Here is a 13944-nt window from a genome sequence, read left to right as displayed (position 1 = left end):
CTTTTCTGCTGATGAGCGCGCCTTATTTGGCGGCTACTGCTTTTTTGGGAGTCGGCTCGGGGGCGGGCTTGTGGTCGCAGGCCTCGGTGTCCTTGGCGATGAAGCTTTCGGCTTTTTCGACCAACTCTTTGCTGCCGATAAAGAAGGGGCAGCGCTCGTGCGGAATTTTGGGCTCGATTTCCATGGTGCGGCGCGTGCCGTTGCTGCTTTTGCCGCCAGCTTGCTCCACAATGAAGGCCAGCGGGTTGCACTCGTACATGAGGCGCAGCTTGCCGCTCTTGTTTTTGGCGGTGGCGGGGTACACGTAGATGCCGCCCTTGAGCAGGTTGCGGTGGAAGTCGGCCACTAGCGAGCCGATGTAGCGGGCCGAGAACTGCTGGTCTTTGCAATGCTGCACGAAGGCGGCCACGCCGGGCGAGAACGAGTCGGAGCTACCCTCGTTGATGGAGTAGATGCTGCCGGTTTTGGGCGTGATGATGTCGGGGTGCGAGAGGAAGAATTCTCCGAGCGAATGTTCGTAAGTGAAGCCGTTGACGCCGTTGCCAGTGGTGTACACCAGCATGGTGCTGGAGCCGTAGATGACGTAGCCGGCGGCCACCTGGTGGGTGCCGGGCTGCAGGCAGTCGGCAGCGGTGCCTTCGCGTCCGGTGGGCGACACGCGGCGGTAGATGCTGAAGATGGTACCGATGCTCACGTTCACGTCGATGTTCGACGAGCCGTCCAGGGGGTCGATGGCCACCACGTACTTGCCTTGGTTGTTGCCGGTCTGAATCATCTCGTCGTCTTCTTCCGAGATGATGGTGCAGACCTCGCCGCCGTTGCGCAGGGCCCGGATGAAGCGGATGTTGGCGATGACGTCGAGCTTCTGCTGGTCCTCGCCCTGCACGTTCTGGCTGCCGTAGGCACCGGCGATGTCGATGAGGCCGGAGCGGTTGATTTCGCGGTTGACGATTTTGGCGGCCAGAGCAATGTCGCGCAGCAGCTGCGAAAGCTCCCCCGTAGCGTAGGGAAAGTCCTCCTGCTTACGCATGATAAAGCGGTCGAGGGTAGTACCGACGGGCAACGCCAGCTTATTGTGGTCCATAAAAATAAGTAAATGAAATGGCGGGAACGGGCAACAAAGCTACTCTAGCCGAGGCGAAGTTTTTAGGCCTCCCGCGCGGGTTAAAGTGCGTCGATGTTGCGCAAACGTTAGCTCAAATTTGCCTTTGCTATGCACGGTTGAGGCTTTAGGGCACGGCCTGAAAAACCGCATTTGCAGGCGGCGGCCCTACTTTTGAGGCCTATGGAGAAAATACCGGGACTTGAGGTTTACAAATTCGGGGGGGCGTCGGTGAAGGACGCGGCGGCCATTCTCAACCTCTGCCGCATCGTGCGCGACTTTGGGCCGCAGGGGCCGCTGATGATTGTGGTGTCGGCGATGGGCAAGACGACGAATGCGCTGGAGGTAATTTACGATTTGGCGTACCGGGGCGAGGATTATTCGGTGCAGCTGGCGGCTTTGGAGAACTATCATAAGCAAGCTTGCACGGAACTGGCCGAATCTATTCCGACCATTAACCTTGTGCAGCTACAGTTTCAACTGCAACAGCTTACAACTTCACTCGCAGAAGAGCTGCAGTTTATGCATCAGGTGCACATGCCTGAATCTTATGACCAAGGCTACGACCAAGTAGTGTCCCATGGTGAGCGGTTTTCCGCTCTTTTAACCAGTTCTGCACTCGCACAATTCTTATCAACAGCAGTGCGCTATGTTCCGGCGCAGTTGCTACTCCAAACCGATGAAGTTTGGCGCGAAGGCAAAGTCGATTGGCCAGTTACGGAAGCACAGACAAGTGAATTTGTAAATAAGGCGTTAACAGACGCCACAATTATTGTAACTGAAGGCTTCCTCGGCGGCACAGCCAACGGCCGCACCACCACCCTCGGCCGTGAGGGCTCCGACTACACAGCCGCCATCCTGGCCTACTGCCTGCGGGCGGAGGCGGTGACCATCTGGAAGGATGTAGCCGGCCTGCTGAATGCCGACCCCAAAATCTTCCCCGACACGGTGCGCTACCCCGAAATCAGCTACCGCGAAACCATCGAAATGGCCTATTACGGCGCCTCGGTCATTCACCCGAAAACGCTGAAACCGCTGGCCGACCGCAACATTCCGCTGCGCGTGAAGTCGTTTCTGGACCCGGCCGCGGCGGGCACGCTCATTCACGACTGCCAGCACCCGGCGCTGGCGCCCGCCTTCATCCGCAAAACCGACCAGTGCCTGCTGTCCTTCGCCAGCAAGGACTTTTCTTTTATCTCGGAGGAAAATTTAGCCGTGATTTTCGCGGCGCTGGCGCTGGCCAAGCTCAAAATTAATGTGATGCAGAATTCGGCCATCAGCTTCTCGGTGTGCACCGATTTTGTGGAGCGGCGGGTGCATCAACTCCTCGATTTGCTGCGCGAACAGTTCACGCTGCATTACAACACCGGCTTGCAGCTTTTCACAATTAAGAATTATGACGCGGCGAGTATCGCGCAACTCACGGCCGGTAAGCGGCTACTGTTGGAGCAGCGCACACGCAGCACGTTTCAGTTTGTGTGCCAGGCTTGATTGCTTTTAAGAACAACCCTAAAGAACGGTCATGCTGAGCGCAGCCGAAGCATCTCTACCGAGAAAGCAAATAATTGCATTGCGCGGTAGAGATGCTTCGGCTGCGCTCAGCATGACCGTTCATTTTTTTCACTAAGCCAACTCCACCCATGGACTTCCTTCTCATCACCCCCCAGGCGCGCCCCGGCGTGGCCCTCATCCAACTCAACCGGCCCAAAGAACTCAATGCCCTGAATGGTCAACTGGTGCGCGAAATCCGCGACGCGCTGCAGGCGCTTGATGCCGATGAGGCGGTGCGCGTGGTTGTTCTCACTGGCTCGGAGCGGGCTTTCGCGGCCGGGGCCGACATCAAGGAGATGGCCGGCAAGACGGCCGTGGACATGTTTCTGGACGAGCGGTTTGCCACGCTGGAGCAGATTCGGCGGTTTCGCAAGCCGCTGATTGGGGCGGTGTCGGGCTTTGCGCTGGGGGGCGGCTGCGAGCTGGCCATGACCTGCGACATGCTGGTGGCCTCTGAAACGGCGCAGTTCGGGCAGCCCGAAATCCGGCTGGGCACCATGCCCGGCGCGGGCGGCACCCAGCGCTTGGCCCGCGCCGTGGGCAAGGCCAAAGCCATGGAAATGGTACTCACCGGCGAATTCATTTCGGCCCACGAAGCCCACCGCGTGGGCCTCGTGAACCGCGTAGTGCCCGTGGGCCAGTACCTGGAGGAAGCCTTCCGCCTGGCTGCCCGCATTGCGGCCATGAGCCCAGTGGCGGCCCGCCTGGCCAAGGAATCCATCAACCGCGTGTTCGAAACGCACCTGGAAGAAGGCCTACACTTCGAGCGCAAGAACTTCTACCTCACCTTCGCCTCCGAAGACCAAAAGGAAGGCATGGCGGCCTTCGTGGAAAAGCGTAAGCCGGATTTTAAAGGGCGGTAGAACGAGAGGTACAAAGTAGAACGTCATGCCGACCGCAGCCGAGGCATCTCGCGTGCGCAACGCAATCCAATCGATTGGTTTACTTCGGCACGCGAGACGCCTCGGCTGCGCTCGGCATGACGTTCTTTCAATTTGTGCGTATTACGCTCAGTTAACATCTAACCCCAACCAAATGGCAGTTCTCGTGGGCAAGCGCGCCCCTTCCTTTAAAGCCACGGCCGTGATTGACGGCACCTTCGACGAAGAATTCTCACTGGACCGCTACCTGGGCAAAAAGCACGTGCTGTTCTATTTTTACCCGGCTGATTTCAGCCGGGTATGCCCCACCGAAATTCTGGCATTCCAGGACCGGCTGGCGGAATTTGAGAAGCGCAACGTTGCCGTAGTGGGCTGCTCCACCGATACGCAGTACGCCCACCTGGCCTGGCAGCTGATGCCGCGCGACAAGGGCGGCATTGCCGGGGTGAAGTACCCGCTGGTGGCCGACGCCACCAAAACCATTTCGGCCAACTACGACGTGCTGGGCGGCCACTACGATTACACCGAGCAGGGCGAGATGACTTACATAGGCTCGCCCCTCGCCTACCGCGGCCTGTTCCTCATCGACCGCGACGGCATTGTGCGCCACCAGCTAGTGAACGACCGGCCACTGGGCCGCAGCCTCACCGAGGCCCTGCGGATGATTGACGCGCTGCAGCACTTCGAAAAGAATGGCGAGGCCTGCCCCGCCGACTGGGAAGAACCTACCCCGGCTTAAACTACCGGCTGGCGGAGACCTTGGGCATCGTTTCGTAATTTTGGGGCTTGCTATTCTTTTATAACATTGGCCTAGGCCTGTATGGCCTGTTGTTGCGCCTGCTGGCGCCGTTTGTGCCCAAGGCAGCGGCGTGGGTGGCCGGCCGGCGCGGCCTGCTGGCCCACATTCGTCAAACGCTAAGCACCGACTCCGCGCCACGGGTGTGGTTTCACTGCGCCTCCCTAGGCGAGTTTGAGCAAGGGCGGCCCTTGCTAGAAGCTTATCGCAAGGCCCATCCCGGCACCAAGGTGGTCCTCACGTTTTTCTCGCCTTCGGGCTACGAAATCCGGAAAAACTGGCCGGGGGCCGACTACATCTTCTACCTGCCGCTGGACACGCGCCGCAACGCCCGGGCTTTTCTGGATGCGGTACAGCCCCGCCTCATCGTGTTTGTGAAGTATGAGTTCTGGTACCACTTCCTCACTGAAGCGCACCGGCGCGGCATTCCGGCCGTGGTAGTGTCGGCCATTTTCCGGCCCGAACAGGTGTTTTTTAAGCCTTGGGGCGGTTTCTTTCGCGGCATTCTCGCGCGCTTTGCGCACATTTTCACACAAAATGAAAGCTCGGCCGCATTACTACGCCAGCACGGCATCAGGCAGGTGAGCGTGGCCGGCGATACCCGCTTTGACACGGTGGTAGCCACGGCAGCCTCCGCCCCACGTGAATTGCCCGTGGTGAATGCCTTCGTAGCCGATGGCGCACCGGTGCTGGTAGTGGGCAGCAGCTGGCCCGAAGACTTGCCGGCCCTCACGCCGTTGCTGCAGAAATACCAGCATCAGTTGCGCGTGCTGGTGGCTCCGCACGAAATCACCGAAACCAACCTGCGCCTGGTCGAAGCGGCCCTGCCGGGACAGGTGCTGCGTTACTCACAGGCCACGACTGCCAATGCCGCCCAGGCCCGCGTGCTGCTTTTCGATAATGTGGGGCTGCTGAGCCAGCTCTACCGCTTTGGCAAGTTTGCCTACATCGGCGGAGCCTTCGGCAAAGGCTTGCACAATACCCTAGAAGCTGCTGCATTTGGCCTGCCGCTCTTTTTTGGGCCAACTTATGGTAAGTTTCAGGAAGCCGTGGAGCTGGTGCAGCTGAAATGCGCTTTCCCGGTGCACAATGCGGCAGAGCTGGAAGCCGCCTTCGCGCCTTTGTGGCACAACGAAGACTTGCGGCTGAGCCTGCAAGACGTTTTGCTCGACTACGTGCACGGCCAGGCGGGCGCCACCCGTACCATCATGGCCGCGTTGCCCAGCCTTACTCCTGCCCTATGACGCCCGAATTTTCGCCATCCACTAGTTTGCTCCAGCACGGTACCGTGGTCAAATCAACGGGCTCCTGGTACGTGGTGCGCGCCGATTCCGGCCAGCTGTACCGCTGCCGACTGCGGGGCAAGTTCAAAATGAAGGGGCTGAAGGCCAGCAACCCGCTGGCCGTAGGCGACCACGTCGATTTCACCGTGGAAGCCCAGGCCGAGGGCGCGGGCGTGATTTCGCACATTGCCCCGCGTCGCAATTACATCGTGCGCCGCTCGGTGCACAAAACCGGTCACGTTCACGTGGTGGCAGCCAACCTCGACCAAGCCCTGCTGGTGGTCACGCTGGTATCGCCGGCCACTTCGTTTGGCTTTATCGACCGGTTTTTGGTCACGGCCGAAGCCTATCATATTCCCGTCACGCTGCTGTTCAACAAAACTGACTTGTACGACGATGACGACTTAGGTTACCAGGCCGAAATCGCGGGCATGTACGCCAGTCTGGGCTATCCCAGCCGCGCTTGCGCTGCCAGTATGGGCGTGGGCGTGGCCGAAATTGACCAATTGCTCGACGGCAAGGTGAGCTTGCTCGCGGGCCACTCCGGCGTGGGCAAGAGCACGCTCATCAACGCCCTGGTGCCCGACCTCGACCTGAAAACCGCCGAAATCAGCGAGTTCTCCGACAAAGGCGTGCACACCACTACTTTCGCCGAAATGCTGGAAGTGCGCCCCGGCACCTTCATCATCGACACGCCCGGCATTAAGGAACTGGGACTCGTTGACCTGCCACCCGCCGAGCTAGCTGGCTACTTCCCTGAGTTCCGCGCCCTGCTGGGCCAGTGCCGCTACCACAACTGCCAGCACACCCGCGAACCCGGCTGCGCCGTGCGCGAAGCCGTGGACCAAGGCCGTATTGCTCTCCCGCGCTACGACAGCTACCTCAGCATGCTCGCCGGCGAAGACAACCGGCACTAGCGCCTATGCTCCGTCTGTCATGGCGAGCGTAGCGCGGCAAACGAAGTTCAGCGAAGCTAATCCCTCCTCTCATCAGCGACCAGCCCTGGGTCGTGATAACGCCTTTTTTGTAAACAGAAAGCCCCGGCACCATTGTGGTACCGGGGCTTTGTCACAGTAGAAGGTTAGTCGCTGAGAAAAGCACGGATTGCTTCGGCTGCGGCTTCGCAATGACAAACGCCTTACTTCGCCAGGGGCAGCACCACGCCGTCGATGACATGCGTCACGCCGTTGCTGGAAATCACGTCGGCAATTTGCACGGTGGCGGGCGCGTCCTTGCCGTTGCTCACCATCACCTTGCCGTCTTTCACGGCAATGTGCAGCTTCTCGCCGTTCACGGTGGTCAGTTCCTGGCCGTCGCGCAGGTCGGCGGCCACCAGGCGGCCGGGGATGACGTGGTAAGTGAGCACCCCTTTCAGGTTAGCCTTGCTGGCTTCGTCCATCAGGCCAGCCAGAGCGCCCTTGGGCAGTTTGTCGAAGGCGGCATTGGTGGGCGCGAAGACGGTGAAGGGGCCGGCGCCGCTCAGGGTTTCGACCAGGCCGGCCTGCTTCACGGCTGCCACGAGCGTACTCACGCTTTTGGCGGCCGAGGCGTTTTCTACGATGTTCTTATCGGCCGTCATGGCTACACCGTCCACCATCACACCACCGGGCTTGGCCATTCGGGCCGAATCGCCGGCCGCGGCCGCAATAGAGTCGGCCGGGTTTACCGTGCTGGTGGTTTCGGTTTCGGTGGTGGCGGGCTTGTCGTTGCCGCAGCTAGCCATCAGAAACGAAGTAGTCAGCGCGGCCAGAAGCGGAGCGAAATGTCTTTTCATTGAAAAACGATTGTGTGAAAGAGGTAAGAAGAGTATGTGCTAATGTAGCGCCTGGCGTTACGCAGGAATGCCCCCGCAAGGTTATTCCGAAGCTGGCCGGCTTGCTTACCTTCGCGCCCTCTAATGTCCGGCACTTGCCGTATTGGTGGTTAAATCAATTAAGTTTTAAGACATGAAAACCGCAGAAATCCACACCAAGAAAGGCGTGATGAAGGTTGAGTTCTACGAGCAGGACGCTCCTAACACCGTGAAAAACTTCACCGACCTGGCCCAGAAAGGCTTCTACGACGGCCTGAAATTCCACCGCGTCATCCCGAATTTCGTAATTCAGGGCGGCTGCCCCAACACCCGCGAAGGCGCCAAAGGTATGCCCGGCACCGGCGGCCCCGGCTACAAAATCGACTGCGAAACCAGCGGCGGCCACCAGTACCACGAGCGCGGCGCCCTGAGCATGGCCCACGCCGGCAAAAACACCGGCGGCTCGCAGTTCTTCATCGTGCACGACCGCCAAAACACCGCCCACCTCGACCGCGTGCACACCGTGTTCGGCAAAGTGGTAGAAGGCTTGGACGTGGTTGATAAGATTCAAGCCAACGACGAGATTGAGAAGATTGTGGTGAAAGAGGAATAGTCTTCTTGCCACAAAAACGGTCATGCCGAGCGCAGCCGAGGCATCTCGCGTACTATAGTAAACCTGTCGATTGGGCTACTATGGCACGCGAGATGCCTCGGCTACGCTCGGCATGACGTTTTAATTGCTGCCTATTTCTTCCCCTGCGGCGCTGGGTTTTCAATTTCCTGCACCAGCTGGCCATACCAGTCCTCGCCGTACTTGCGAATCAGCGGCTCCTTCAGAAACTGATAGATGCGCACGCCCAACGAGCTGCCGAACGAGCAGGCTGGGTTGCAGATATTCCACCGGTCGTAGTTCAGCGCATCGAAGCCTTCGTACTTGGTGATGCGGATGGGATATAAGTGGCAGCTGATGGGCTTTTTGAACGTAGTGGCGCCCGCCAGGTAGGCCTGCTCGATGCCGCATTTCAGAATCCCGCGCTCATCGTAGAGCGCATAGGCGCACTCTTTGTCATCGATGGTAGTTGTGCTGTAGTCGCCTTCCCAATCTTTGATGTACAGGCCCTGCGCCTCGATGGCGGCTTGGCCGGCCTCGGTAAGGAAGGGCTTGATGTTGGCGTATTCCTGCTCCAGAATCTTCAATTCCGGTTCTTCGAGAGGCGCGCCGAGGTCGCCCTCCACGCAGCAGGCGCCTTTGCAGGCCTCAAGGTTGCAGACAAAAAAATGGTCGGCGATGTCGTCGGAGATGACCGTTTCCTGGATAATTATCATAATAATGCCCTGCTAAGAACTGCAAAGATACTTCTTTGCTAGCCAGGGCGCCGGGCGTCAAGCCAAAACCAGCACGGCCGGCCCAACTAAAACCAAAATGTGGGCGGCGATAACTCCTTTCACAAACCGCGTTCTATAACCAAGCAGAAATGCCAGCAAACCGGCGGCTAGGCAAATGCTGCCGAGCACCAGCGTCAGGAGTCCCACATAAAAGGGCAGCCCGGGGTTGCACATGTCCGCAACCGGCATGAACTGAGCCAGTACCAGCGCAGCCGCGAATCCCAACGCATAGAACAGCATGGAACTGAAGAAACCAAGTTTCCAGCGGCTCACCGAACCGAGAGAGGGGAAGGCCATGTTGCAATTTACTAAAGCGCTTGCCTTTGCCTAAGTCTTTTAGTAGCAATGGGCACGCTGTTTCCAGGCTCTTTGCCAAAAGTAGTACCTTTGCAGATATAGCTACGGCCTCGTTTTACCTGAATAATGGCATTAGATTATCTTTCCCTCCTGAACGGCTCGCAGGCCGCCGCGGTGCTGCAAACCGAAGGCCCCTGCATGATTATCGCGGGCGCCGGCTCGGGCAAAACCCGGGTGCTTACCTATCGCATTGCCCACCTGCTCGAACAGGGCGTCGACCCGTTCAATATCCTCGCCCTTACCTTCACCAACAAGGCCGCTAAGGAGATGCGCGCCCGCGTGGAGAAGGTGGTAGGCCCAGCCGCCCGCAACCTCTGGATGGGCACCTTCCACTCGGTATTCGCCAAAATCCTGCGCTCCGAGGCCGACAAGATTGGTTTCCCGCGCAGCTTCACCATCTACGACACGCAGGACTCCAAAACCCTGGTGGGCCAGATTGTGAAAGAGCTGGAGCTCGACGACAAGCTCTACAAGCCGAGCTTGGTGCTGGGCCGTATTTCGGCAGCCAAGAACAAGCTGATTTCGCACCACCAATACCTGAGCGACCCGGCCATCAAGGCTGATGACGAAGCGGCCCTGCGGCCCAAGATTGGCGTCATCTACCAGCAGTACCAGCAGCGCTGCTTCAAGGCCGGCGCCATGGATTTTGACGACCTGCTGTTCAACACCAACGTGCTGTTCCGGGACCACGCCGACGTTCTGAATAAATATCAGAATATGTTCCGGTTTGTAATGGTAGACGAGTATCAGGACACCAACTATTCGCAGTATTTAATTACCCGCAAGCTGGCGGCTAAAGAGCGGAATATTTGCGTGGTAGGCGACGACGCGCAGAGTATTTACGCCTTCCGTGGTGCTGATATTTCCAATATTCTCAATTTTGAGAAAGATTACCCGGAGCTGAAGGTATTTAAGCTGGAGCAGAATTACCGTTCCACAAAAAATATTGTGTGGGCGGCCAATTCGGTGATTAAAAACAACCAGGCGCAATTGCGTAAGGATGTATTTTCCGAAAACGAAGATGGTAATCTGATTGAAGTCATCAAAGCCGCTTCCGATAACGAAGAAGGCAAACTGGTGGCCAATTCTATCTTCGAGGACAAGATGAACGGGCATTTGTCGTACGACGATTTTGCCATTCTCTACCGCACCAACGCGCAAAGCCGCGCAATGGAAGAATCCTTGCGGAAATTAAATATTAAATACAAGATTGTTGGTGGCCTGAGCTTTTACCAGCGTAAGGAAATCAAGGACTTGGTGGCCTATTTGCGCCTGACTGTCAATCAGAACGACGAGCAGGCCATTCGCCGGGTAATTAATTACCCCAAGCGCGGCATTGGCGACACCACGATTAGCAAATTAATTACCACGGCCGACGAAGCCAACCACACGCTGTGGGAGGTAGTGGCCAACGCCGACCAGTTTATGCCGGCGCGGGTGAGCAACCCGGTGGTGGGTTTTGCTGAAAAAATCAAGAGCTACATTGTAGTGGCGGCGAAGGAAGATGCCTTTGAGGCGGCCAAGTTCATTGCCAAAAACTCCGGCATGCTGGAAGAATTGTATGCCGATAAAAGCATTGAGGGCTTGTCGCGCTACGAGAACATTCAGGAATTGCTGAACGGCATCAAGGAATATGTAGACGACCCCGAGCGCGAAGACAAAAGCCTCGCCGCTTTCCTACAGGACATTGCCCTCGTGACGGACTCCGACCTGAAGGATGCCGCGCAGGATGGTGAGGCCGTGACGCTGATGACCATTCACTCGGCCAAAGGCCTGGAATTCCGCAACGTGTACATCGTGGGCCTGGAGGAAAACCTGTTTCCAAGCCAGATGATGATTACCTCGCGGGCCGATTTGGAAGAGGAGCGCCGGCTGTTTTACGTGGCCATCACGCGGGCTGAGAAAAAGCTCACGCTCAGCTACGCCACTTCGCGCTACCAGTGGGGCAACCTGCGCAGCTGCGAGAAAAGCCGTTTCCTGGACGAAATCGACCCGCAGTACCTCAACGTGAAATTCTCGGCCGGGCCCGGTGCGGGCGAAGGCTCGCCGTTTCAGCACGTTTTTGAGCGCCGCTCGAACCTCATTCCCACCCCGCCCCGTAAAGTACAGGCTACGAAATACGTGGCCCCGGCCGATTTTACGCCTTCCGATACTTCCAAGCTGCAAACCGGCCAACGTGTGGAGCACGCCAAGTTCGGCTTCGGTGTGGTGAACGCGCTGGAAAACCAGCAGGGCACCACCAAAGCCACCATCCTCTTCGAGGAAGTGGGCGAGAAAGTGCTCCTGCTGAGCTTTGCCAAGCTGCGGGTGCATTAGGCCATTTATTTGTCATCCTGAGCGTCGCGAAGGACCTTCTCACGCCAACCGCAGTAATTGTGGCTAACTATTCAGGCTTGAGAAGCTCCTTCGCGACGCTCAGGATGACGAACGACTTGTTTCAGCACACAAAAATGCTTGGCAGCATTGAGCCTAACGCGTTAGAACGTTACGTCCTGCCTCAACCCTAGGCCGTATCTTTGGCCGGAGCGCTGCCCCGGCGGCCTCCCCTATTGTTTCTTATGACTGATATTACCAACCTGCCCTTCCACCTGCAACTGCTGGTGCGCGAATATGGGCAAAGCACCTACCAGCTCATCCAGAGCCTGAAGGATGTGGAAGATTTGGCCGAGCGCACCAAGCGCGCCAGCCAGATTGTGCAGCTCATGCTGCGCCTGCAGCCCGCGCTGCGCGACTTGCCCGAGGTGCAAACCCGCCTCTGGAACCACCTGCACGCCATGGCCGGCGAAGAAGTGGCCCTCGACGCACCTGTGCCGCTGCGCAGCCTCACTGTGCGCACCGAAAAGCCCGCCCGAGTACCCTACCCGCGCACCGCGCCCCGGCTGCGGGCCTACGGCGCGGGCATCGAGGCCCTGATTGCCAAAGCCCTGACGCTGGAAGACGCCGCCGAGCGCGAGCAGGCCACGGTGCAGATTGGCCGCACCATGAAATTTCTGTACCGCCAGCATAACAAGGAAAACGCCAAGGACGTGACCATCTTGCGGCACCTGAGCGAGCTGTCGGGCGGGCAGCTGCGGCTCGACCCGGCCGTGGTGGATGCCGAAAACCTGTTTGAGATGGCGCCCGGCCGCACGCCGGCCTTCATTGTGCCGCAGCCCTCGCAGCCGCGCGACCGGCGCGATGGCCGGGGCGGTAACAACTTCGGGGGCAAAAACGGCAAGAAGCGCAAGAAGGGCCGTAGCCAGGAGCCGCAACAGCCGCCCCAGTAACTTACTTTTTTAGAACGTCATGCTGAGCGCAGCCGAAGCATCTCTACCGCAGCAGTAATTATTTACTTCAGCAGTAGAGTTGCTTCGGCTGCGCTCAGCATGACGTTCTGATTATCTGAACACCTGACTTTTAAACACCTCCTACATGGCAGCATTTGAAGTACGCGGCGGCAAGCAATTGCGCGGCGAAATCACGCCCCAGGGCGCTAAAAACGAAGCTCTCCAGATTCTTTGCGCGGTATTGCTCACGTCCGAGCCCGTTACCATCAGCAACATCCCCGACATCCGCGACGTCAACAAGCTTATTGAGCTGCTGCGCGACATGGGCGTGAAAGTGGGTAAGCTGGCCACCGACACCTATATTTTCCAGGCTGAAAACGTCAACCTCGACTACCTCGACACGCCCGAGTTCGTGGCCCAGGCCGGTGCTTTGCGCGGCTCGGTGATGATACTCGGGCCCATGCTGGGGCGCTATGGCCGCTGCCAGCTGCCCAAGCCGGGCGGCGACAAAATCGGCCGACGGCCCATGGACACGCACTTTCTGGGCCTCGAAAAGCTGGGCGGCAAGCTCACGCTCGAAGGCACCGATTTCTACCGCATCAAGGTAGACGGCAAGCTGACCGGCACCCACATGCTATTGGACGAAGCTTCCGTGACGGGCACGGCCAACATCCTGATGGCTGCCGTGCTGGCCGAGGGCACCACCACCATCTACAACGCAGCCTGCGAGCCCTACTTGCAGCAGCTGTGCCGCATGCTGGTGCGTATGGGCGCCAATATTCAGGGCATCGGCTCCAACCTGCTCACCATTCAAGGCGTGGAGCGCCTTGGCGGCACTGAGCACCGCATGCTGCCCGACATGATTGAAATCGGCTCCTTTATTGGCCTGGCGGCCATGACAGGCTCCGAAATCACCATTAAGGACTGCCAGATTCTGGAATTGGGCCTCATCCCGGACACCTTCCGCAAGCTGGGCATCCAGATGGAATTCCGCGGCGATGACATCCACATACCGGCCCAGAAGCACTACGAAATTGCCACCTACCTCGACGGCTCCATCCTCACCGTGTCAGACCATACTTGGCCGGGCTTCACGCCTGATTTGCTGAGCATTGTGTTGGTAGTAGCTTGCCAGGCCAAGGGCACGGTGCTCATTCACCAGAAGATGTTCGAGTCGCGCCTGTTCTTCGTGGACAAGCTCATCGACATGGGCGCGCAAATTATTCTCTGCGACCCGCACCGCGCCACCGTTATCGGGCTCGACCAGCAGAAGCAGTTGCATGGCATCACCATGACGTCGCCCGACATCCGGGCCGGCGTGGCCCTGCTCATCGCTGCGCTGAGTGCCGAAGGCAAGAGCACCATCCTCAATGTGGAGCAAATTGACCGCGGCTACCAGTTTATTGACCAACGTTTGAACGCACTGGGGGCTGACATTAAGCGCCTGTAATTCAAAAGCTCCATCAAACTTGAGTGTAACAGCCCGGCCCGCACAGGTCGGGCTGTTTTTTTATCGATGGGTTACCCCGA

13 protein-coding genes are annotated in these 13944 nt (G+C 58.4%); 9 read left to right on the top strand and 4 right to left on the bottom strand.

Features of this window, described 5'->3' with window-relative positions; genetic code table 11:
• Positions 1-22 precede the first annotated feature (22 nt).
• Positions 23-1084 carry a class 1 fructose-bisphosphatase gene (fbp, locus tag I2I01_RS20445; protein WP_196288374.1) on the bottom strand — a complete coding sequence of 354 codons (1062 nt, stop codon included), beginning with the start codon at positions 1082-1084 and terminating at the stop codon, positions 23-25.
• A gap of 201 nt (positions 1085-1285) precedes the next feature.
• Here fbp and I2I01_RS20440 point away from each other — a divergent pair, with 201 nt between their 5' ends.
• The 5 genes from I2I01_RS20440 to rsgA all read left to right on the top strand — a co-directional run bounded on the left by I2I01_RS20440 (position 1286) and on the right by rsgA (position 6530).
• Positions 1286-2593, top strand: coding sequence for an aspartate kinase (locus I2I01_RS20440; protein ID WP_196288373.1), 1308 nt, complete (start codon positions 1286-1288; stop codon positions 2591-2593).
• 149 nt (positions 2594-2742) lie between these two features.
• A complete protein-coding gene (locus I2I01_RS20435) occupies positions 2743-3516 on the top strand; it encodes an enoyl-CoA hydratase-related protein (protein WP_196288372.1) in 774 nt (257 codons plus the stop codon).
• A 172-nt stretch (positions 3517-3688) separates the two neighbouring features.
• A complete protein-coding gene (locus I2I01_RS20430; protein ID WP_196288371.1) occupies positions 3689-4273 on the top strand; it encodes a peroxiredoxin in 585 nt (194 codons plus the stop codon).
• Between the two features lie 47 nt (positions 4274-4320).
• Entirely contained in the window at positions 4321-5574 is a 1254-nt protein-coding gene (locus I2I01_RS20425; RefSeq protein ID WP_196288370.1) for a 3-deoxy-D-manno-octulosonic acid transferase, read from the top strand.
• On the top strand, positions 5571-6530 hold the full coding sequence (rsgA, locus tag I2I01_RS20420; RefSeq protein ID WP_196288369.1) for a ribosome small subunit-dependent GTPase A: 960 nt from the start codon (positions 5571-5573) through the stop codon (positions 6528-6530). The genes I2I01_RS20425 and rsgA overlap by 4 nt, the downstream gene beginning before the upstream one ends.
• Before the next feature lie 221 nt (positions 6531-6751).
• On the opposite strand, the gene I2I01_RS20415 is transcribed toward rsgA, so the two are convergent.
• Positions 6752-7387 (bottom strand): fasciclin domain-containing protein, encoded by a 636-nt coding sequence (locus I2I01_RS20415; RefSeq protein ID WP_196288368.1) that lies wholly within the window; start codon positions 7385-7387, stop codon positions 6752-6754.
• Positions 7388-7559: 172 nt separating this feature from the next.
• On the opposite strand from I2I01_RS20415, the gene I2I01_RS20410 reads away from it, so the two are divergent.
• Entirely contained in the window at positions 7560-8018 is a 459-nt protein-coding gene (locus I2I01_RS20410; protein WP_196288367.1) for a peptidylprolyl isomerase, read from the top strand.
• 131 nt (positions 8019-8149) lie between these two features.
• Here I2I01_RS20410 and I2I01_RS20405 read toward each other — a convergent pair whose 3' ends face one another.
• Entirely contained in the window at positions 8150-8731 is a 582-nt protein-coding gene (locus tag I2I01_RS20405; protein ID WP_196288366.1) for a DUF3109 family protein, read from the bottom strand.
• 57 nt (positions 8732-8788) lie between these two features.
• A complete protein-coding gene (locus tag I2I01_RS20400) occupies positions 8789-9088 on the bottom strand; it encodes a hypothetical protein (protein WP_196288365.1) in 300 nt (99 codons plus the stop codon).
• A 126-nt stretch (positions 9089-9214) separates the two neighbouring features.
• On the opposite strand from I2I01_RS20400, the gene I2I01_RS20395 reads away from it, so the two are divergent.
• The 3 genes from I2I01_RS20395 (at position 9215) to murA (ending at position 13864) form a co-directional block, all read left to right on the top strand.
• Entirely contained in the window at positions 9215-11464 is a 2250-nt protein-coding gene (locus I2I01_RS20395) for an ATP-dependent helicase (protein ID WP_196288364.1), read from the top strand.
• Positions 11465-11706: 242 nt separating this feature from the next.
• Positions 11707-12414, top strand: coding sequence for a DUF4290 domain-containing protein (locus I2I01_RS20390; protein ID WP_196288363.1), 708 nt, complete (start codon positions 11707-11709; stop codon positions 12412-12414).
• 145 nt (positions 12415-12559) lie between these two features.
• On the top strand, positions 12560-13864 hold the full coding sequence (gene murA / locus I2I01_RS20385; protein ID WP_196288362.1) for a UDP-N-acetylglucosamine 1-carboxyvinyltransferase: 1305 nt from the start codon (positions 12560-12562) through the stop codon (positions 13862-13864).
• Positions 13865-13944 lie beyond the last annotated feature (80 nt).

It is taken from the genome of Hymenobacter properus, from assembly GCF_015694735.1.
Classification (GTDB): Bacteria; Bacteroidota; Bacteroidia; order Cytophagales; family Hymenobacteraceae; genus Hymenobacter; species Hymenobacter properus.
The sequence above is the reverse complement of the archived record's forward strand: the minus strand, read 5'-3'. Positions and strand labels throughout refer to the sequence as shown.

What these genes read in the sequence shown, in the direction of transcription:
- I2I01_RS20395 (WP_196288364.1), top strand. Translation starts at nt 9,215, where the DNA reads ATGGCATTAGATTATCTTTCCCTCCTGAACGGCTCGCAGGCCGCCGCG.
- I2I01_RS20410 (WP_196288367.1), top strand. Translation starts at nt 7,560, where the DNA reads ATGAAAACCGCAGAAATCCACACCAAGAAAGGCGTGATGAAGGTTGAG.
- I2I01_RS20440 (WP_196288373.1), top strand. Translation starts at nt 1,286, where the DNA reads ATGGAGAAAATACCGGGACTTGAGGTTTACAAATTCGGGGGGGCGTCG.
- I2I01_RS20430 (WP_196288371.1), top strand. Translation starts at nt 3,689, where the DNA reads ATGGCAGTTCTCGTGGGCAAGCGCGCCCCTTCCTTTAAAGCCACGGCC.
- fbp (WP_196288374.1), bottom strand. Translation starts at nt 1,084, where the DNA reads ATGGACCACAATAAGCTGGCGTTGCCCGTCGGTACTACCCTCGACCGC.
- I2I01_RS20390 (WP_196288363.1), top strand. Translation starts at nt 11,707, where the DNA reads ATGACTGATATTACCAACCTGCCCTTCCACCTGCAACTGCTGGTGCGC.
- I2I01_RS20405 (WP_196288366.1), bottom strand. Translation starts at nt 8,731, where the DNA reads ATGATAATTATCCAGGAAACGGTCATCTCCGACGACATCGCCGACCAT.
- murA (WP_196288362.1), top strand. Translation starts at nt 12,560, where the DNA reads ATGGCAGCATTTGAAGTACGCGGCGGCAAGCAATTGCGCGGCGAAATC.
- I2I01_RS20435 (WP_196288372.1), top strand. Translation starts at nt 2,743, where the DNA reads ATGGACTTCCTTCTCATCACCCCCCAGGCGCGCCCCGGCGTGGCCCTC.
- I2I01_RS20415 (WP_196288368.1), bottom strand. Translation starts at nt 7,387, where the DNA reads ATGAAAAGACATTTCGCTCCGCTTCTGGCCGCGCTGACTACTTCGTTT.
- I2I01_RS20400 (WP_196288365.1), bottom strand. Translation starts at nt 9,088, where the DNA reads ATGGCCTTCCCCTCTCTCGGTTCGGTGAGCCGCTGGAAACTTGGTTTC.
- rsgA (WP_196288369.1), top strand. Translation starts at nt 5,571, where the DNA reads ATGACGCCCGAATTTTCGCCATCCACTAGTTTGCTCCAGCACGGTACC.